This is a genomic window from Streptomyces sp. TLI_146 (assembly GCF_002846415.1).
GTDB lineage: Bacteria > Actinomycetota > Actinomycetes > Streptomycetales > Streptomycetaceae > Streptomyces.
The window spans coordinates 3391860-3411838 of the sequence record NZ_PJMX01000001.1; the positions used below are offsets into that span (position 1 = coordinate 3391860).

18 protein-coding genes are annotated in these 19979 nt (G+C 73.5%); 13 read left to right on the forward strand and 5 right to left on the reverse strand.

What is annotated here, in order from left to right; translation table 11 throughout:
- Positions 1-159: 159 nt before the first annotated feature.
- Both BX283_RS15455 and BX283_RS15460 read right to left on the reverse strand, forming a co-directional pair.
- Entirely contained in the window at positions 160-1461 is a 1302-nt protein-coding gene (locus BX283_RS15455; protein ID WP_101388197.1) for a deoxyguanosinetriphosphate triphosphohydrolase, read from the reverse strand.
- 47 nt (positions 1462-1508) lie between these two features.
- Entirely contained in the window at positions 1509-2426 is a 918-nt protein-coding gene (locus BX283_RS15460) for a sirohydrochlorin chelatase (protein ID WP_101388198.1), read from the reverse strand.
- A gap of 182 nt (positions 2427-2608) precedes the next feature.
- On the opposite strand from BX283_RS15460, the gene BX283_RS15465 reads away from it, so the two are divergent.
- Entirely contained in the window at positions 2609-3298 is a 690-nt protein-coding gene (locus BX283_RS15465) for a vancomycin high temperature exclusion protein (protein WP_101388199.1), read from the forward strand.
- Positions 3299-3321: 23 nt separating this feature from the next.
- Here the strand turns inward: BX283_RS15465 and BX283_RS15470 are convergent, their stop codons facing one another.
- Positions 3322-3759, reverse strand: a complete 438-nt coding sequence (locus BX283_RS15470; protein ID WP_101388200.1) for a gamma-glutamylcyclotransferase family protein — start codon at positions 3757-3759, stop codon at positions 3322-3324.
- Positions 3760-3955: 196 nt separating this feature from the next.
- Between BX283_RS15470 and BX283_RS15475 the strand changes: the two genes are divergently transcribed.
- From BX283_RS15475 to BX283_RS15485, 3 genes are all read left to right on the forward strand, one after another.
- Entirely contained in the window at positions 3956-4627 is a 672-nt protein-coding gene (locus BX283_RS15475) for a hypothetical protein (RefSeq protein ID WP_101388201.1), read from the forward strand.
- Positions 4624-5985 (forward strand): HAMP domain-containing sensor histidine kinase, encoded by a 1362-nt coding sequence (locus BX283_RS15480; RefSeq protein WP_101388202.1) that lies wholly within the window; start codon positions 4624-4626, stop codon positions 5983-5985. Before BX283_RS15475 ends, BX283_RS15480 begins: the two co-directional genes overlap by 4 nt.
- A 242-nt stretch (positions 5986-6227) precedes the next feature.
- The gene (locus tag BX283_RS15485) at positions 6228-7871 is read left to right on the forward strand and encodes a M4 family metallopeptidase (RefSeq protein WP_101388203.1); all 1644 of its coding nucleotides are present in this window, start codon (positions 6228-6230) and stop codon (positions 7869-7871) included.
- A gap of 34 nt (positions 7872-7905) precedes the next feature.
- Here BX283_RS15485 and BX283_RS15490 read toward each other — a convergent pair whose 3' ends face one another.
- Positions 7906-8529 carry an NADPH-dependent FMN reductase gene (locus BX283_RS15490; protein WP_101388204.1) on the reverse strand — a complete coding sequence of 208 codons (624 nt, stop codon included), beginning with the start codon at positions 8527-8529 and terminating at the stop codon, positions 7906-7908.
- Between the two features lie 68 nt (positions 8530-8597).
- On the opposite strand from BX283_RS15490, the gene BX283_RS15495 reads away from it, so the two are divergent.
- From BX283_RS15495 to BX283_RS15535, 9 genes are all read left to right on the forward strand, one after another.
- Complete coding sequence (locus tag BX283_RS15495; protein ID WP_101388205.1) at positions 8598-9377, forward strand: aminotransferase class IV; 780 nt, start codon at positions 8598-8600, stop codon at positions 9375-9377.
- A gap of 136 nt (positions 9378-9513) precedes the next feature.
- Positions 9514-10119, forward strand: coding sequence for a hypothetical protein (locus BX283_RS15500; RefSeq protein ID WP_101388206.1), 606 nt, complete (start codon positions 9514-9516; stop codon positions 10117-10119).
- 6 nt (positions 10120-10125) lie between these two features.
- The gene (locus BX283_RS15505; protein WP_257582857.1) at positions 10126-10827 is read left to right on the forward strand and encodes a class F sortase; all 702 of its coding nucleotides are present in this window, start codon (positions 10126-10128) and stop codon (positions 10825-10827) included.
- Positions 10828-11037: 210 nt separating this feature from the next.
- Positions 11038-13569, forward strand: coding sequence for a nitrite reductase large subunit NirB (gene nirB, locus BX283_RS15510; RefSeq protein ID WP_101388207.1), 2532 nt, complete (start codon positions 11038-11040; stop codon positions 13567-13569).
- Positions 13566-13967, forward strand: a complete 402-nt coding sequence (nirD, locus tag BX283_RS15515) for a nitrite reductase small subunit NirD (RefSeq protein WP_373979175.1) — start codon at positions 13566-13568, stop codon at positions 13965-13967. Before nirB ends, nirD begins: the two co-directional genes overlap by 4 nt.
- 16 nt (positions 13968-13983) lie before the next feature.
- Positions 13984-14568, forward strand: a complete 585-nt coding sequence (locus tag BX283_RS15520; protein WP_101388208.1) for a TetR/AcrR family transcriptional regulator — start codon at positions 13984-13986, stop codon at positions 14566-14568.
- Positions 14569-14652: 84 nt separating this feature from the next.
- Positions 14653-15423, forward strand: a complete 771-nt coding sequence (locus tag BX283_RS15525; RefSeq protein WP_101388209.1) for an SDR family NAD(P)-dependent oxidoreductase — start codon at positions 14653-14655, stop codon at positions 15421-15423.
- 57 nt (positions 15424-15480) lie between these two features.
- On the forward strand, positions 15481-16401 hold the full coding sequence (locus BX283_RS15530) for an oxidoreductase (protein WP_101388210.1): 921 nt from the start codon (positions 15481-15483) through the stop codon (positions 16399-16401).
- A 305-nt stretch (positions 16402-16706) separates the two neighbouring features.
- Positions 16707-18563 carry an APC family permease gene (locus BX283_RS15535; protein WP_101388211.1) on the forward strand — a complete coding sequence of 619 codons (1857 nt, stop codon included), beginning with the start codon at positions 16707-16709 and terminating at the stop codon, positions 18561-18563.
- Positions 18564-18742: 179 nt separating this feature from the next.
- On the opposite strand, the gene BX283_RS15540 is transcribed toward BX283_RS15535, so the two are convergent.
- Entirely contained in the window at positions 18743-19753 is a 1011-nt protein-coding gene (locus BX283_RS15540) for a helix-turn-helix transcriptional regulator (RefSeq protein ID WP_101388212.1), read from the reverse strand.
- Between the last annotated feature and the right edge of the window lie 226 nt (positions 19754-19979).

Sequence of the window (19979 nt, forward strand, 5' to 3'; positions counted from 1 at the left end):
CTCCTCGTTGCTCGACCGCCATCTGCGAGCGTCCCGCACGGAGCGTGATGGGGGAAGAGGGCTTGCTCCGTTGGGGGCGCCGAGTGGCCGGGCTTCATCGGTACGTCATAGGCGTGTCATACGTGTGTCGTACGGGGTCGTCGGCGCCTTCCGGCCACCTCATCCCCGCCGGGCGGTGAGTCTGGCGTGCAGGGACAGGGCCGCGGCGTCCGTCAAGGACGCGATCTGGTCGACGATGACCCGTTTGCGGGCGCGGTCGTCGGGGGCGGCCGCGAAGAGCGCGCGGAACTGCGGGTCGAGCCCCTCGGCGGGGGCGCGCGCGGTGAGCGCTTCGGCCAGTTCGGCCAGAATGATGCGCTGCTCGGCGCGGAGCCGCTCCTGCTCGTCGCGCTGCATCACATACCGGTCGGCCACCGCCTTGAGCACCGCGCACTCGTTGCGCGTCGCGCGCGGGACGACCAGCTCCGCCCCGTACCTGCTCAGCCGCCCCGAACCGTGGCGCTCGCGGGTCGCGCCCTCGGCGGACAGGCAGAACCGGCCGATGAGCTGGCTGGTGGCGTCCTTCAGGCGGGCCTGGGCGACCGCCGAGCCGTCGTACCCGTGCGGCCACCACTCCTCGTCGATCAGCCGGTCGAGCGCGTCCGCGAGCTCCTGCGGGGCGGTGTCCGCCGGCACGTACCGCCCGATCGCCACGCGCCAGATGTCCTGGCGCTCGGGCTCGGAGAAGAGCAGGTTGGGGTCGATATGGCCGGCGTGCAGCCCGTCCTCGAAGTCGTGGACCGAGTACGCCACGTCGTCCGACCAGTCCATGACCTGGGCCTCGAAGCACTTGCGGTGCGGCTCGGCGCCCTGGCGCACCCAGTCGAAGACCGGCAGGTCGTCCTCGTACACCCCGAACTTCACGGACTGCGGGTCGGTGGGGTGGCCGCCGCGCGCCCAGGGGTACTTGGTGGCCGCGTCCAGGGCGGCCCTGGTGAGGTTGAGGCCTACGCTGACGGGCTCGCCGGTCCGCTCGCCCCGCACGAAGCGCTTGGGTTCCAGGCGGGTCAGCAGGCGCAGCGACTGCGCGTTGCCCTCGAAGCCGCCGCAGTCCTTGGCGAAGTCGTTGAGCGCCTGCTCGCCGTTGTGCCCGAAGGGCGGGTGGCCCATGTCGTGCGAGAGGCAGGCCGCCTCGACGAGGTCGGGGTCGCAGCCGAGGGCGGCGCCGAGCTCGCGGCCGACCTGGGCGCACTCCAGGGAGTGGGTGAGCCGGGTGCGCGGGCTCGCGTCCCACAGCTGTCCGGTCACCCCGGGCGTCACGACCTGCGTCTTGCCCGCGAGGCGGCGCAGCGCGCCGGAGTGCAGCACGCGTGCGCGGTCGCGCTGGAAGGCGGTCCGGCCTGGTCGTTTGTCGGGCTCGGCGGCCCACCGCTCGACGTCGGACGGGTCGTACCCGGGGTGGTGTGCCGCGATGCCTTCCATGCACCGACAGTAAACGCAAGCACTGACAAGCGGGGCAGGAGGGACGATCAGGCCGTGGCGAGTTCGCGGTGCGGCGCGGCGAACGGGGCCGCCGTGAGCGCCTGGTCGTAGCGGTGCAGGACGAGGCGGGCGACGGCCGGGTGGGCGCCCAGCGGGGCCGCCGCGACACCGCGCGCGTGGGCGGCGCTCTGGGTGGCGAACCGGCCGGGCGCGGTGAAGTACGACGCGATCGCGACCCGGTGGCGGCCGCGCGCGGCGAGCGCCCGCAGCGCCTCGGGGACGGTGGGGGCGGCGGCCGAGGCGTAGGCGGGGACCACCGGCACCCCGCCGAGCCGCTCGCTCAGCATCGCGGCGGTGCGGCGGGTGTCGGCGGCCGACTCGGGGTCGCGCGACCCGGCCCCGGCGAGCACCACTCCCGCGCCGCCACGCGCGCGTGGGTCGTCGTCCCACCCGGCCTCGACGAGCCGCTCGTACAGCGCCTCGACGAGCAGCGGGTGCGGGCCGAGCGGCCGCGCGACGCGGGTGCGCAGCCGGGGGGCGTCGGCGACGGCCGCCGGGATGTCCTGCTTGACGTGGTAGCCGCGGCTCAGCAGCAGCGGTACGAGAACGGCCCGGCCCGCGCCGAGCCCGGCGAGCGTGGCGGGCAGCGCGGGCTCGTCGATCTCGATGTGGCCGAGCCGTACGTCGAGTCCGGGGCGCAGTTCGCGGACCAGGTCGAGCAGGGCGGTGACGGTGCGCAGGGCCCGGGGGTCGCGGCTGCCGTGCGCGACGGCGACCAGCGCGGGCCGGGCGGGGGCCGGGACGGTCGTGGGCATCGGCTTGCGGCTCCCGTTCAGTCGTACGTGGCTGAGCTGGCTGCCCAGTTGGGCGGCGATGCGGGTGACGAGTTCGGCCGTGCTGTCGAGCGGCAGCGACTGGCGGGCGGACAAGAACTGCGACTGAGTCTCCGGCTCCATCTCCGTCATGGACCGATCCTGCCGGGCCCACATTGCCATGTCGTTGCGCCGTGGTGACGAGTGTTTTCCGCCGCCTCACGCGGGCGCGGCGGGCGGTGGGATCGCGGGGCTCCGGCAGGAAACGGGACAGAACCGTCCGCCGCTCCCCTGCGTCCGAACACTCGAACACCGTCGAACCCAGGGGGACCCTCATGCGCCTGCCGCGCCCGCGCGTACGGATCGGGCTGCCGCGCACCCGCACGGGGCAGCGCCGGGCCGTCCAGGCCGTCGCGGCGGTGTGCACCCTGGCGCTGGCGCCCGCCGCCTGGATGTTCACGGCCGCCGAGGGCAGGATCGGCACTGTGGCGCAGGCGCCCGCGTCCGGGGTCGCGGTGGTGTTCGGGGCCGGGCTGTGGGACGGCGAGCCGTCGCCGTATCTGGCGCACCGCCTGGACGCGGCGGTCGAGCTGTACCGGGCCGGGAAGGTGAAGGCGGTCCTGGTGACCGGGGACAACGGGCGGGCCGAGTACGACGAGCCGGACGCGATGCGCGCGTACCTGGTGAAACACGGGGTCCCGGACCGGCAGGTCGTCAGCGACTTCGCCGGGTTCGACACCTGGGACTCGTGCGTACGGGCCCGGAAGATCTTCGGCGTGGAGCGGGCGGTGCTGGTCAGCCAGGACTTCCACATCCGGCGGGCGGTCGCGCTGTGCGAGGCCGCCGGGGTCGACTCGTACGGGGTCGCGGTCGGCGCCGTGCGCGACACCACCTGGTACTACGGCACCACCCGCGAGGTGTTCGCGGCGGGCAAGGCCGTCCTGGACGCCGCCTTCAAGCCCGATCCGCGTTTCCTGGGGCCGAAGGAGAGCGGGGTGGCGCGGGCGCTGGCCGACGGGCGGTGAGGGCCTGCCTCCGACCCCCGTCGTCAGGCTCTGAGCCAGTCGCCGCCGGGCAGCGGGGTGCCGTGCGCCCGCAGCTCCCGGGCCAGCGGGGCCGCCGCCAGATACACCCAGGCGCGGGCGGTCCCCCCGCCCGGCAGCTCGACGGTCCGCGCCACCCGGTCGTACAGGTTGCGGGGATCGCCGGGGCCGTAGCACTCCTCCAACTGGTCCAGTACGCGCAGGACTTGGCCGTACGCCTCGGGGAGCGGCGCGATGAGCGCGCCGGTGACGACCCCGTCCCCCTCCGTCGCGTACGGGTAGCCGGGCCCCTCGTACAGCACCGCGCCCGGCAGCCGCGCGGGTGCCTCGGAGGCGGTGCGGCCGGTCAGCAGGCGCAGGTGGTAGCGCTCGCCGGGGCGCAGGGTGCCGTAGACGAAGAACGGGAGGCCGCCGTCTTCGGGCGGTGGGTCGGCCGATGTCACAGGCGCTCTCCCTCGGGGTGCCAAAGGGCTTCCAGCCTGGCCGGAAGTCCCTGTTCGGACGGCTGACGCGGTGCGTACGCACAGCTGTTACACAGTGTCCCGGGTTCCGTGATGATCCGGTTCTACCGTTGATTGTCGCGGCCGGCGGATCCGGCCGGTCCCCCGCCCCCGCCCTCTGCCACCAGGCCGTCCCGTCATGATCCTGAGCCTTCGCGCCACCGCGGCCGCCGCCGTGCTCGCCGTCTGCGCCCTCGCGGTGAGCGGGTGCGGCGCGCCCACCGGGCTCGGCGACGGCGGCGCCGCGCCGCCCGTGGCCGCGCAGCCCTCGCCGCGGCCGCTCTGGCCCAACTGGTCCGAGGGCGCCCGCGAACGGCCCGGCGCCGGGAACCCGGCCGGGAAGCGGCCGCCGCCCGCGCCGCTGGCCCATGGGCCCGAGGTACCGGAGGCGGGGCTCGCGGCGGTCGACCCGTACGAGGTGCTGCGGGCCGATCCCCGGACCAAGCCGTTCGGCGGGCGCGAGAGGATCCACCGCCCGGGGCAGCCCGGCATCCGCCCGCCCGTCCTGCACGATCTGACCGGCGACGGCTCGCCGGAGCTGGTCCTCGCCGCCGACCTGGAGAGCGGCCGTACGGTGCTGGCCGTCTACACGGCCCGCGCCGGCAAGGTCGTCCCCGTCCTCTACACCGTGGGCAAGCGGCTCGCGGTCGAGACCGTCGGCACCGACCTGGTGGTCCGCAGCGCCTCGGACGACGGCGCCGAGCAGGCCGTGCGCTACCGGTGGGACGGGGCGCGGCTGGAGTCGGTGAGCGACATCAGGACGTACAAGAGGGACGAGAGCGAGACCGTGGCGCCGGAGGACGGGCCATGAGGGCCGCGCCGAGACCCGGCGGCGAGGGGGCCGGTCGACGGCTGCGGGCCGCCCGGCGGGCCCTCGCGCGGCTCGCCCGGTCCGCGTGGACGGGCGCGCGCGCCCTCGTCCGGCGCGTGCGCGCCTTCTCCCAGGGGCTCAGCCTGCGCTGGAAGATCGCCGCGGCGCTGGCGGGCGGCTGCGCGCTGGTGGCCGTCGCCATCGGGCTGCTGATCCACCAGGCGCGGGCCGCGCAACTGGTCACGACGGCCCGCGAGTCGGCGACGGCGCAGCTGGTACGGGTGCGTCAGCTGTACGAGCTGACCGGCCAGGTCGACCAGAGCGACGCCGACGCGGCCGTGGACGACGGGCGGCTGCCGTCCGCGCTGCGCGAGTCGGCGCTGGCGGGCCGCCGCGGCACCTTCGTCGAGCTGGACGGGCCCGACCCGGCGGTGTGGGCGGCGCGGCCGATCGGCGGCCAGGTGCTGTCGGTACGGCTGCCGCTGGCGGCCGAACGGGCCGATCTGCGGGAGTTCGACCGGGAGCTGGTCGCCTGGGGCGCGCTGGTGGTGGCGCTCGCGGCGCTCGGCGGGGCGGCGCTGGCGAGCCGCCTCAGCCGGGAGCTGCGGACGGCCGCGGCCACCGCGCGCCGGATCTCCCGGGGCGAACTCGACGCCCGGATCGGCCCGTCGGGGCCGGACACCGCCCGCAACGAGGTGGCGGAGCTGGCCCGTGCGGTCGACACGATGGCCGCGTCCCTCCAGCGGCGCCTGGAGGCCGAGCAGCGGTTCACCGCCGATGTGGCGCACGAGCTGCGGACACCGCTGACCGGGCTGCACACCGCGGCCGAACTGCTGCCGCCGAGCCGCCCCACCGAGCTCGTACGCGACCGGGTCGCGGCCCTGCGCACGCTCACGGAGGATCTCCTGGAGGTGGCCCGGCTCGACGCGCGCGTGGAGCGGCCCGCGCTGGAGGTGCGGCCGCTGGGGGATCTGGTCGAGGGGATCCTGCGGCGCGGCGGGTTCGGGGTGGAGCGGGCGGATGTCGGCGGGGACGCGCTGGTCCGCACGGACCCGCGCCGCCTGGAGCGGATCGTCGCCAACCTGGTGGCCAACGCCCGCCGCCACGGAGCGTCGCCGGTCGAGGTCACGGTCTGCGGGACGACCGTGACGGTCCGGGACCACGGGCCCGGGTTCCCCGCGCACGTCTTGCGCGACGGGCCGCGGCGGTTCGTCACGGGGTCGCAGGAGCGGGGGCAGGGGTCCGGGCTGGGGCTGACCATCGCCCTCGGGCAGGCGGAGGTGATCGGGGCACGGGTGGAGCTCCGCAACCCGCCGTCGGGCGGAGCGTCGGCGACCGTCACGCTGCCGGGGGCTTGACCCTTCGTCCGCGGACCGTGGATGGCTGGTCGCGCAGTTCCCCGCGCCCCTTAAATGCCGCTCCGCGGCAATCCCCTGGGAGCCCCGAAGGGGCGCATCTCAGGGGCGCGGGGAACTGCGCGACCAGTTGGGGACGGCCCGCAGACAAAGACCGGGCCCTATGGACACCACCTGTCATGTCCCCCTAAAACTGAGGCAACGTCAGCTTTACCCGAGCCGACCCCCCATGACCGAGGAGCCCGATGAGACCGACACGGAACGCATCGCGCCTCACCACCGCCGGGACAGCCGTCGCGGCCGGTGCCATGTTCGCCGCCGCCCTCGCCCCCGCCTCCGCCGTGGCCGAACCCCGGCCGCACATGAACGCCCGCGACGCCGCCGTCCAGGCCGCGAACAGCGCGGTCGACGCGCACGCGGCCGCGCTCGCCGTGACCGCCGCCCAGGGCACGTCCGTACGGGACGTGATCGTGGACCCCGACGGCAGCCGGCACGTGCGCTACGACCGTACGTACCGCGGACTGCCCGTGCTCGGCGGCGACTTCGTCGTCCACCTCTCCCCCGCCGGGGCCTACCGCGGCGCCGACCGGGCCGTGGCGAACGACCTCGCCGTACCCGGCGTCACCCCCGTGATCTCCGCGCCCCGCGCCGCGGGCCTCGCCTCCGCCGAGCTGCGCGCGGCCCACAAGAACGTCACGGGTCTGACCGCCAGGCCCCAGCTCGTCGTGGACGCGCTGCACGGCACGCCCAAGCTGGCCTGGCGCACCCAGGCCGCCGCCCGGGACTCGCTCGGCAACCCCGTCGCGCGCGTGGTCCTCACCGACGCCCGCACCGGCGCCCGCATCGACGCCTGGGACTCGATCGAAACCGCGACCGGCGACGGCAAGTCGCTCTACAGCGGGACCGTTCCGCTGGAGACCACGCTCTCGGGGTCCTCGTACCAGCTCAAGGACCCCACGCGCGGCAACACCTACACCGGTGACGCCCAGAACAAGACCGACCTGTGCATCTTCGGCATCTGCTTCATCCGGGCGCCCGCCGCGCTGTTCACGGACGCCGACAACCACTGGGGCAGCGGCGCCAACACCGACCGCGCCACGGCCGCCGTCGACGCCCAGTACGGCACCAACACGACCTGGGACTACTACAAGAACGTCCACGGCCGCAACGGCATCGCCGGGGACGGGAAGGGCTCGTACAACCGCGTCCACTACGGCAGCAACTACAACAACGCCTTCTGGGACGACAGCTGCTTCTGCATGACGTACGGCGACGGGGACGGCACCACCTTCGGCCCGCTCGTCGCGCTCGACGTCGCCGGGCACGAGATGTCGCACGGTGTCACGTCCAAGACCGCGGCCCTCACCTACTCCGGTGAGTCCGGCGGCCTCAACGAGGCCACCAGCGACATCATGGGCACCATGGTCGAGTGGTACGCGGCCAACGCCGGCGACCAGGGCGACTACCTCATCGGCGAGAAGATCGTGAAGCCGGGCTTCGGCAAGCCCGCGCTGCGCTTCATGGACAAGCCCTCGACCGACACCAAGTCGGCGGACTGCTGGTACTCGGGCGTCGGCAACCTCGACGTCCACTACTCCTCCGGAGTGGCGAACCACTTCGCCTACCTGCTCTCCGAAGGCAGCGGCGCCAAAGTCATCAACGGCGTCTCCTACAACAGCCCCACCTGCAACGGCTCCACCGTCTCCGGCATCGGCCGGGAGAAGGTCGGCAAGATCTGGTACCGGGCCCTGACCGTCTACATGACGTCCTCCACCAACTACGCGGCCGCCCGCACGGCGACCCTGAACGCGGCCAAGGACCTCTACGGCAGCGGCAGCGCGGAGCAGAACGCGGTCGCCGCGGCCTGGTCGGCGGTCGCCGTCGGCTGACCCGGCACCCTCTCCCCCGTCCGTACGCCGCACCTCAAGCGGCGTACGGGCGGGTCGCCTTGGCGTCCCGCAGCGTCCGCCCCCACCAGCCGAGCTGGTCGAGGAGCCGCTTGACGGCAGCCTCCGGCTCGGTGGGCTCGCGCAGTTCGCCGTCCGACTCGAAGAGGCCGCGGGCCTGGTGGAAGCTGACCGTGTCCCGGACCGTGACCGCGTGCAGCTCGGCGAAGATCTGGCGCAGGTGCTCGACGGCCCGCAGGCCCCCCGAGATCCCGCCGTACGAGACGAGGCCGACCGGTTTGGCCTGCCACTCGACGTAGTGCCAGTCGATGAGGTTCTTGATCGACGCCGGGAAGGAGTGGTTGTACTCGGGGGTCAGGACGAGGAAGGCGTCGGCGCCGGCGAGCCTGGGCGTGAGGGTGTCGAGGACCGCCTTGACCGGCGGCGCCGGGTCGTACGAGATCGAGGTCGGCAGGGCGATGTCGGCCAGGTCGATCACGTCGACCTCGAAGTCGTCGCGCTCGCCCAGCCGGTCGAGCACCCACTTCCCGACGACCGGGCCGAAGCGGCCCTCGCGGTTGGAGCCGATGATCACGGCGAGGCGGAGCGGGGCGGTGGAGGCGGCGGTGGGCTCCGCGACGGGAGCGGTGGTGATGTCCATGCCGAGGAGCCTCACACCTCAACTTAGCTTCAGGTCAACCCCACTCGTACCCCTATTACGGTGGCCCCATGACGACTCCCTATGCCGAGATCAACGGCCGCCCCGCCGACGCGGAGAATCTCCGCATCCCCGCTCTGACCGGCGGATACGGCCATTTCACCGCGATGCAGGTGCGCGGCGGCCGGGTGCGCGGGCTCGCCCTGCACCTGGCTCGGCTCGACGCGGCGACCCGCGAGCTCTTCGGCCCCGGCCTCGACGGCGAGCGGGTCCGCGCGCTGATCCGGCAGGCTCTGGCGGCGGTCGGCGCCGAGGACGCGGCGGTACGCGTCTATGTGTACGGGCCGGAGGAGGACCCGACCGTGATGGTGACCGTACGGCCGCCGATGGACATGTCGCCGGAGCCGCAGCACCTGCTCTCCGTGCCGTACGAGCGGCCGGTCGCCCACCTCAAGCACCTCGGCGGCTTCGGCCAGGCCTACTACCGCCGGGTCGCCGCCCGCGCGGGCTTCACGGAGGCGCTCCTCACCGGCCCCGGCGGGGAGATCGCCGAGGGGGCGATCACCAACATCGCGTTCTGGGACGGCGGTTCGGTGGTGTGGCCCGACCGCCCGGCGCTGCTCGGCACGACCATGGCGCTGGTGGAGTCCCGGCTGCCGGGGTACGGCACGGCCACGGTCCGCCGCCCGGTCACCCTGGACGGTCTCGGCGCGTACCGGGCGGCCTTCGTCACCAACTCGCAGGGCATCGCGCCGGTGGCCCGGATCGACGACACCGCCTTCACCGTGGACGCCGAGCTGATGGAGACGGTCTGGCGGCTGTACGCGGAGGTGCACTGGGACGCGGTCTGAGGGACGCGGCGGTCGCGCGAACGGGTGACGGCCGGGCCGCCGCCGTCACCCTTTCGCCCCCCGCCGGGGGGCGGGCGTCCGCGCAGGCCACTTACCTCGGAGGGAGAAGCAAGGCACCCCGCTCCCCGGAGGACCCATGCGTACTGCCCGCCTGCTGACCGGTTCCGCGCTCGCGGCCGCCCTGCTGGGCCTCGGCGGCGCACCCGCGTACGCCAACGACTTCGGCGGCGCGGGCCTGGAGGTCTGGCCGTCGTCGGCCGCGCCGGGGACCACCGTCACCGTGAACACCACGGCGTGCGGCCACGACGGCCATGCCACCGGGGACGCGCGGGCGGTGGGCGACGGGGAGTTCCCGCTCACCGCCTCCACCCGCAAGGACGTGCTCGCCGGGCAGTTCACCGTGCCCCACACCGCCAAGCCCGGCACCTTCGAACTCACGGTGACCTGCGACAACGGCAAGTCCGCCCGGGGCGATCTGACGATCGCGGGCGGCGGCGAGCACAGCGGCTGGGACCGGGGCGACCACAGCGGCTGGGACCGGGGCGACCACCCCGAGGCGGGCAAGCACGAGCCCGGCGGGCACGAGGAGCCCCGGGGCCATGTGAAGACCGGTCTCGGCGGCAGCGCCACCACCTCCAACCGGACCGAGATCGCGGCCGGGGCGGCCGTCCTGGCCGTCACCGCCGTCACCGGCGGGCTGCTGCTGCGGCGCCGGGCGCGCGGCCCGCAGGACCGGGGCTGACCGCTCTTGTCGGCGCGCTCCGCCCAGTCGCTGCGGGACGCCCAGGCCGCCCGGCGGCGCAACGGCTGGCTGCTGTGCATCGCCGCGTGCGTCGGGGTGTGGCTGCTGCGGCAGGGCATGGAGACGACCGAGCCGCCGCAGCCGTCGCGGGCCCAGTCGTTCACGAGCACGGAGACGTTCACGGGCGCGGCGAGCAGCGCCCCCGCCCCGCCCCACGCGCGCGGGGGTGAAGCCCGCGCGGGCGCGGCCCTGCCACCCGCCGAGCCCGTACGCGTCCGGATCCCGGCGATCCGGGTGGACGCGCCGGTGATGCGGCTCGGCCTGGCCCGGGACGGCAGCCTGGAGGTGCCGCCGCCGGACCGCAGCGGATCCGCCGGGTGGTACAAGGACGGCGCCGCGCCGGGTGCCGACGGCACGGCCGTGCTGGCCGGGCACGTCGACGACGCGCGCGGACCCGCCGTCTTCTACGCGCTGGGCGCCCTGAAGAAGGGCGGCCGCATCGAGGTGGCCCGCGCGGACCGGCGCACGGCCGTCTTCACCGTCGACGCGGTCGAGGTGTACCCGAACGACGCCTTCCCCGACCGGCGTGTGTACGGCCCGGCCGGCCGCGCCGAGCTGCGTGTGATCACCTGCGGCGGCGGCTTCAGCGAGAAGTCCGGCTACCGGGGGAACGTGGTGGTCTTCGCCCACCTGACCGGCACGGCGTAACGCACCGAGGGCGGCTCACCGCTGCCCCGGGCCCGTCTCCAGAACACTCACAGAGGTCCCTCCGCGGGGCTGAGCGGGCCGTTGCGCCCGGGAAACCGGTCAGATCCGGCCGGGAAACAGCCGCCTTGCAGGCTGCGGTCATGGGTTCGGACACCGTGACGAGGCTCTGGCCCCCGCCGCACCCGCTCACCCACGACGGAGGGTTCCGACATGACTGCACCCGCGCCCTCGGCCGCACCCCGCACGATCGTCGTGGTCGGCCACGGCATGGTCGGCCAGCGATTCCTGGAGGCCCTGGCCGAGAGGGGAGTCACCGACCACGCCCGCGTGGTGGTGCTCGGCGAGGAGCCCCGGCCCGCCTACGACCGGGTCCACCTCACCTCGTACTTCACCGGCACCACCCCCGACGAACTCTCCATGGTGGAGGACGGGTTCATCGAGAAGTACGGCATCGAGCTGCACCTCGGTGACGCCGCGCGGAGCGTGGACCGGGCCGCCCGCACGGTCACCGCGCACTCCGGGCGGGTCTTCGCGTACGACGTCCTGGTGCTCGCCACCGGCTCGTACCCCTTCGTGCCGCCGGTGCCCGGCAAGGACCTGGCGGGCTGTTTCGTCTACCGGACCATCGAGGACCTGCTCGCCATCGAGGAGTACGCGCGCACCGCCACCACCGGCGCGGTGGTCGGCGGCGGGCTGCTCGGCCTGGAGGCGGCGGGCGCGCTCCAGGGGCTCGGACTGACCACGCACATCGTGGAGTTCGCGCCCCGGCTGATGCCCGCCCAGGTCGACGCCGGCGGCGGCGCGGCCCTGCTGCGCACCATCGAGAACATGGGCCTGTCGGTCCACACCGGCGTCGGCACCCAGGAGATCACCGGCGAGCGGGCCGTGGACGGCATGCTGCTGTCCGACGGCTCCCGGCTCGACACCGACCTCGTCGTCTTCTCGGCCGGGGTGCGCCCGCGCGACCAACTGGCCCGCGACTGCGGCCTCGCCGTCGGCGAGCGCGGCGGCATCGTGGTCGACGAGCGGTGCCGCACCTCCGACCCGGCCGTCTACGCGATCGGCGAGTGCGCGCTGGCCTGCGACGGAAAGGTGTACGGCCTGGTCGCGCCCGGATACGAGATGGCGGTGGCGGTCGCCGACGCCCTCGCGAGCGGCGACGAGGAGCCGAGGAAGTCCTTCACCGGCGCCGACATGTCCACCAAGCTGAAGCTGCTCGGCGTGGACGTCGCCTCCTTCGGGGACGCACACGGCAGTGCCGAAGGCAGCCTCGACGTCGTCTACACGGACGCGCGCTCGGGCATCTACAAGAAGCTGGTCGTCGCCCCCGACGGCACCCTGCTCGGCGGGGTCCTGGTGGGCGACGCCGAGATGTACGGCACGCTGCGCCCGCTCACCGGCCACATCCCGCCGATCCCGGCCGAGCAGCTGGTGCTGCCCGCCGGCCTCGGCGCTCCCGTGGCGCTGGGCCCGGAGGCGCTGCCCGACGACGCGGTGATCTGCTCCTGCCACAACGTCACCAAGGGCGCGATCACCCCGCTGGGCTCGCTGCCCGAGGTCAAGAAGTGCACCAGGGCCGGTACGGGCTGCGGCAGTTGCCTCAAGACCCTCGAGAAACTGCTGCCGAAGACCGGCGACGGCGGTCTGTGCGACTGCTTCGCCCAGACCCGCCAGGAGCTGTACGAGATCGCGCTCGCGCTGCGGGTCCGCTCGTACCAGCAGCTCCTGGACGAGCACGGGCGCCCGGCCGCGCGCGGCGGCGACGGCTGCGAGATCTGCAAGCCCGCCGTCGCCTCCATCCTGGCGAGCCTCGGCGGCGGCCACATCCTCGACGGCGAGCAGGCGGCGCTCCAGGACACCAACGACCACTTCCTCGCCAACATCCAGCGCAACGGCTCGTACTCGATCGTGCCGCGCATCCCCGGCGGCGAGATCACCCCGGACAAGCTGATCGTCATCGGCGAGGTGGCCCGCGACTACGGCCTCTACACGAAGATCACCGGCGGCCAGCGCATCGACCTCTTCGGCGCGCGGGTCGACCAGCTCCCGGTGATCTGGGCGCGGCTGGTCGCCGCCGGGTTCGAGTCGGGCCACGCGTACGGCAAGTCGCTGCGCACGGTGAAGTCCTGTGTGGGGCAGACCTGGTGCCGCTACGGAGTGCAGGACTCGGTCAAGATGGCGATCGACCTGGAGCTGCGCTACCGGGGCCTGCGCTCCCCGCACAAGCTGAAGGCGGCGGTCTCGGGGTGCGCCCGCGAGTGCGCGGAGGCCCAGTCCAAGGACTTCGGCGTGATCGCCACGGCCAACGGCTGGAACCTGTACGTGGGCGGCAACGGCGGGGCGACCCCGCGCCACGCGGATCTGCTGGCCCAGGACCTGACAGATGACGAACTTGTCCGTCTGATCGACCGATTCCTCATGTTCTACATCCGCACCGCCGACCGCCTGGAGCGCACCTCGGTGTGGCTGGAGCGGATCGAGGGCGGCCTCAAGCACGTCAAGGACGTGGTGGTCGACGACTCGCTCGGCATCTGCGACGAGCTGGAGGCGCTGATGGCCACCCATGTCTCGGCGTACCGCGACGAGTGGGCCGAGACGGTCGAGGACCCCGAGCGCCTCGCCCGGTTCGTCTCCTTCGTCAACGCGCCCGGCACGCCCGACCCCACGGTGCGGTTCGTGCCGGAGCGCGGCCAGATCAAGCCCGAACTGCCCGTCCTGGCCCTGGAGGTGGCCGCGCGATGAAGAACGGCACGATGCCCACGACGTACGACGCGACGGCCGACGACGCCACGGTGCACGGCGCCCCGGCGAGCGACAGCATCCGGCTCCTGCTGGAGGACGGCTGGTTCGAGGTGTGCGAGCGCGCGCGGCTCATACCGGGTCGCGGGGTCGCCGCGCTGCTGCCCGACGGCCGCCAGGCGGCGGTCTTCACCGACCGCACCGGGCGCGCGTACGCGATCGACAACCGCGACCCGTTCACCGGCGCGTACGTCATGTCGCGCGGGCTGCTCGGCTCGGCGCACGGCCGGGCCTTCGTGGCCTCCCCGCTGCTGAAGCAGCGCTTCGACCTGGAGACGGGCGAGTGCCTGGACGACGAAGAGGTCTCCATCCAGGCGTACTTGACCGATCGTTCCAGTTAGTTCTACTGTCGTCCTCGTGGCCAGGACCAAGGAATTCGATCCGGACGCCGCGCTCCAGTCGGCCCTGAGGCTGTTCTGGGAGCGCGGCTACGAGGCGACGTCGATGGCGGACCTCGTCGAGCACCTCGGCATCGGCCGCGCCAGCATCTACGCGACCTTCGGCAACAAGCACGAGCTGTATCTGAAGGCGCTCGACCGGTACGGCGAGGCGCACAGCGCGATCCTGTTCCGCGAGCTGTGCGGGCCCGGCCCCGCGCTGCCCGCGGTGCGCGCGGTGGTCCACCGCTTCGCCGCCGAGTCGACGGCCGAGAAAACCCGCCTGAACGGCTGTTTCGTCACCAATACCGCCGCCGAGGTGGGTGCGCACGACACGGCTGCGGCCCGCCGGGTCGAGCACGCCTGGGAGCAGCTGGAGACGCTGCTGCACGCCGCGCTCGAACGGGCCCGGGCCCAGGGGGAACTGCCGCCGGAGCGCGATCCGCGCTCGCTGGCCCGGCTGTTCCTGGCGCTCATGCAGGGCATGCGGGTGATGGGCAAGGTGTCCGACGACCCGGCCCGGGTGCGGGAGGCGGCCGAGGCCGCGCTGACACTGTTGGACTGACCAAACCGCTTCAAGAGGCGCCGCACGAGGTGCCTTGCGGGGCGGTTTCTCTATCCCTCCATAACAGAACGATTGGTCAAGAAAATGCCTGCTCGTTTCACCGACAAGACCGTTCTCGTCACCGGCGCCGGATCCGGCATAGGCCGGGCGATCGCACTCGCCTTCGCCGCCGAGGGGGCGCGGGTGGCCGTCGCCGGACGTACCGCCGCCTCGCTGGAGGGGACCGTGGCGCTGATCGAGGAGGCGGGCGGGGTGGCGGCCGCGTTCACGGCCGACGTGTCCCGCGCCGAGGACGTACGTGCCCTGGTGGCGTCCGCCGTCGCCCGGTTCGGCTCCCTGGACGTCGCCGTCAACAACGCCGGGGTGCTGCGCGGCCAGGGCGGCGCGGGCCTCGCCGATCTGGCGGCCGAGGACTGGCAGGCCATGCTCGACACCAACCTCACGGGTGTCTTCCTCGCCCTCCGGGCCGAGGTCGCCCAGATGCGCACCCAGGAGCACGGCGGCGCGATCGTCAACATCGGCTCCAACCTCGGCGCCCACAAGCGGATCCCGGGCGCGGCCGGGTACCTCACCACCAAGGCCGCGGTCTCCGCGCTGACCCGGGCCGCCGCGCTCGACCACATCCAGGACGGCATCCGCATCAACGCGGTCAGCCCCGGCGCCTCCGCCACCACGATGTCGCTGCGCGCGGGCGAGACGGAGGCCGACCGCGAGGTGCGGATGAAGGCGGAATCGCCGCTGGGCCGGGTCTCGACCACCGCCGAGATCGCGGCGGCGGTCCTCTATCTGGCCTCGGACGACGCGGCGTCGGCGGTCGGCACGGACCTGGTGATCGACGGCGGCGCGGCGGCCTGACCGCCGAGGTCGGCGGCCCCCTGCTGTCCGGACCTACCGGACGGTACGGTGGGCCGCATGACTCAGGGCTGGAGCGCGAGGGACATCCCCGACCAGAGCGGCCGCACGGCGGTCGTCACCGGAGCGAACAGCGGCATCGGACTCGTCACGGCACGCGAACTCGCCCGCAAGGGCGCGCACGTGATCCTGGCGTGCCGCAGCGAGGCCCGGGGCAAGGAGGCCGAGTCGCTGATCAACCGCCAGGTGTACGGCGCGGACGTGGAGTTCGCGCCGCTGGACCTGGCGGACCTGTCGTCGGTACGCGCCTTCGCGGAATCGTTTCAGCCCAGCCATCTGGACCTGCTGATCAACAACGCGGGAGTGATGGCGCTGCCGTACGGAAAGACGGCGGACGGCTTCGAGCGGCAGTTCGGGGTGAACCACCTGGGCCACTTCGCGCTGACGGGCCTGCTCCTGCCCCGGCTGCGGGCGGCTCCGGCGGCACGGGTGGTGTCGGTCTCCAGCGGGCTGCACGCGCTCTCGAACATCGACCTCACGGACCTCAACAGCGAGCGCCGCTACCGCCGTTGGATCGCGTACGCCCGCTCCAAGACGGCCAACCTCCTCTTCGTCCACGAGTTGGCCCGCCAGTTGCGCTCGGCGGGTTCGAACGTGGTGGCCGCCGCCGCGCACCCCGGCTACGCCTCGACCAACCTCCAGACGGCAGGCGCCCGCATGGAGGGCCGCCGGGTCGCCGAACGCCTGGCAGAACTGGGCAACCGCCTCCTGGCCCAGCCGGCCGAGTCCGGCGCGCTCCCCACCCTGTACGCCGCCACGGCCCCCGCGGTCCGCCCCGACTCCTTCACGGGCCCCCGCCTCCAGGGCTGGCGAGGCGCCCCCACGCGATCGGCCCGGGCGAAGTGGACGCTGGACGATGTGACGGGGGAACGTCTGTGGGTGGCTTCGGAGGAGCTGACGGGGGTGCGGTACGGGTGGTGAGGCCCGGGGTTCGTCTGCGGGCCGGTGGTCGGTTGCTCGCGCAGTTCCCCGCGCCCCTGGATGCGCCCCTCCGGGGCGCCCAGGGGATTGCCGCGGAGCGGCATTCAAGGGGCGCGGGGAACTGCGCGACCAGCCACCCACGGTCCGCAGACGAACGAAACGGGGTCCGGGGGCGCAGCCCCCAGGAGACCACCTCGGGGTGGGGCCCCTCCCCCCGTCAAAACCCCGTATAGAACCCACCCCCACCCAACAAAACCCCGCCAATAGCCCCCGCCCCAGCGCCCCCTCCGACAGACCATCGGCACATGCTGATCAAGCCGATCCCCCGGGCCCCCGAACCCCCGGCCGACGAACCCCCCAGAGCCGCAGGCGCAACCGGCACCCCCGACCCCCACCGCCTCACCACCCCCCAGGGCCTCGCCGCCCTCTCCCTCGACGCCATGGCCTCCGTCGCGTACGGGCCGGAGGCCATCGTGCTGGTGCTGGCCGCGGCCGGGTCGTACGGGCTCGGGTTCACCCTCCCCGTGACACTCGCCATCGCCGCCCTGCTCGCCGTGCTCGTCGCCTCGTACCGCCAGGTCATCGCCGCGTTCCCGAACGGCGGCGGCTCGTACGCCGTGGCCCGCGCCCACCTGGGCCCCCGCACCGGCCTGGTCGCCGCGGCCTCGCTGATCCTCGACTACGTACTGAACGTCGCCGTCTCCGTCACCGCCGGCGTGGCCGCGCTGACCTCCGCCTTCCCCGGCCTCTACGACGACCGGCTCCTCATCTGCCTCGGCGTCCTCGTCCTCGTCACCGCCGTAAACCTGCGCGGCATCGTGGAGTCCGCCAAGGCCTTCCTCGTACCGACCGTCGTCTTCGTCGGGTCGATCCTGGCGATCGTCGTGGCCGGGCTGCTGCGCGACGGACCGGTCTCCACGGAGGCGGCCGACGGGCACGCCTCGGTCCTGACCGGCAACGCCACCAGCGTGGGCGCGCTGTTGCTGCTCAAGGCGTTCGCCTCCGGCTGCTCGGCGCTGACCGGCGTCGAGGCCGTCGCCAACGCCGTGCCGTCCTTCCGCGCCCCGGCAGCCAAGCGCGCCCAGCGCACCGAGGTCGCCCTCGGCGCCCTGCTCGGCGTGATGCTCATCGGGCTCTCCGTACTCATCGGGCGCTTCCACCTCCAGCCGGTCGACGGCGTCACCGTCCTCGCCCAGCTCGCGGACGCCTCCCTCGGCCACAACTGGGCGTTCTACGTCGTCCAGTTCGCCACCGTCGTCCTGCTCGCTCTCGCCGCCAACACCTCGTTCGGCGGACTGCCCGTCCTCATGTCGCTGCTCGCCCGTGACAACTACCTGCCGCACGTCTTCGGCCTGAAGGCGGACCGCCAGGTGCACCGCCACGGCGTCCTGGCACTGGCCACCGTCTCCGGCGCGCTCCTCGTCTTCTCGGGCGGCGACACCAACACCCTCGTACCGCTCTTCGCGATCGGCGTCTTCGTCGGGTTCACCATCTGCCAGACCGGCATGGTGCTGCACTGGCGGCGCGAGCGGTCCGCGCGCTGGCGCGCCAAGGCCGCGCTCAACGGGTTCGGCGCCCTGCTGACCGGGGTGAGCGCGGTCGTCGTCACCGCGACCAAGTTCACCGACGGCGCCTGGCTCGTGGCGATCGCGCTGCCGCTGCTGGTGCTGGCCTTCGAGGCGGTGCACCGGGCGTACGGCAGGATCAGCGAGCGCCTCGGCCTCGGCCGCGTCCCCGAGCCGCCGCACCGCGACCGCTCCCTGGTCATCGTGCCGGTGTCGCATCTGTCCCGGCTCACCGGCGACGCGCTGAACGCGGCCGTGTCCCTGGGCGACGAGGTACGGGCCGTCACCGTCACCCACCCCGACGAGGAGGACCGCCGGGCAACCGAGGCGCTGCGCCGCGACTGGCAGCTGTGGAACCCCGGCGTGGAACTGGTCGAACTGCACTCGCCGCACCGCACGGTGGGCCGCCCGGTCGCCGCGTACGTGGACCGCGTGCACCGCTACCACCCCCACACCCGGGTCACCGTGCTGATACCGGAGGTCGAGCCCGCCCACATCTGGCAGCGGCTGCTCCAGAACCAGCGCGGCTCGGTCCTCGCCCACGCGGTGCGGCGCGACACGGACGCGGTGATCTGCCGACTGCGGTTCCGGCTCTGACGGCGGACCGGGCGGGGGCCGGAGACCATCAAGGGCCCGCCGAACACCCACCGGACGCCCGCCGAACACCCACCGAGGACCCGCCGGACACCCGCCGAAGACCCCCCGGGCACCCACCAAGGACCCGCCGGGGAGCGGCTGTTTCCGGCCACTCCCCGGGAGCCCCCGGCCCGTACGCCCTACATCGTCGCCGGGGCGGAACGTTCCGCCATCACCGGCTGTCCGCCCCGCAGCAGCGCCGACCCCAGCGGGGTCAGCGTGTGCAGCACCGCGCTCCCGTGCCGCAGGGTCACCAGCAGACCGGCCTCCCGCAGGACGCCGGCGTGCTGGCTGGCCGAGGCGAGCGACACCCCCGCCCGGCGGGCGAGTTCGCTCGTCGTGCAGCCGTGCCCTATCGACTGGAGCACCGCCGAGCGGGTGTGCCCGACCAGGCGGCCGAGCGAGGGGCCAGGCGCGGTGCCCGCGCTCTGCCTCTCGTACGGCGTGTGGGTGTGCGTCACCGGATAGACCAGCACCGGCGGCAGCAGCGGGTCCTGGAGCGCCACCGGAGTGCGGCGGCAGAAGAAGGACGGCTGGAGCAGCAGCCCGCGGCCCTCCAGGTACACGTCCCGGTCCACCGGGTAGTCGGCCTCCAGGACGGGCGCCCGCCAGCGCATCATCGGCGGGAGCGAGGCGAGGAGTTCGTCCGCCCCGCCGTCCAGGAGCGCGCGGCCGCGGGCCGCCCGGTCGGCGTCGACGCGGGCCTGGATGTGCGTCCAGTACGGCGAGATGGCGGCCCGGTGGTAGCTGCGCAGCACGCACATGAGACGATCCAGCGGCTCGCTGCCGCCCTCGGCGAGCGCCCGCAGCCATCTGGGCAGCCCGCGGGGCCCCGCGACCCGGGAGAGCTCGTCGTGCAGCCGGTCCTGCCCCGTCTCGCGTACGGCCTCGAGCCCTGACTCGATGGTGTGCGGCCCTTCGGCGGGCGTCAGAAAGTCGGGGAAATAGCCGCGGCCCGGCACCACTGCGGAGAGCAGACGTGTTTCACCGTTCAACCGGGTACGCGTTTCCGTTCGCCATTCACCGAAGACTAGGGCGCCCCGACGGTCTCTTAATCGATGAAAGCTGAGAATCGTTTCCCACAGCGCGTCCGGACCAGGCGCCATGCGCACCCGGGCCAGGTCCACGCCAGTGAAATGAATACGCAGCACCGAATCTCCACCTGTCTCGAATGTTGCAACATGTTGCATCGTGTTGCATCCGCAATCGTCCCGCCCCTGAGTATGCCTACCGTCACACCCCGTGACCACCGGCCTTTCAGCCACACTTGAAAGGCATCGCGAGCAGCCCGTGTGTACCGAAAAGCTGTACGACGTCGGGCACGACACCGGGCCAACCGGAAAGACGTTGTGAGGACCGTGGGGGGCTTTGCTTCGT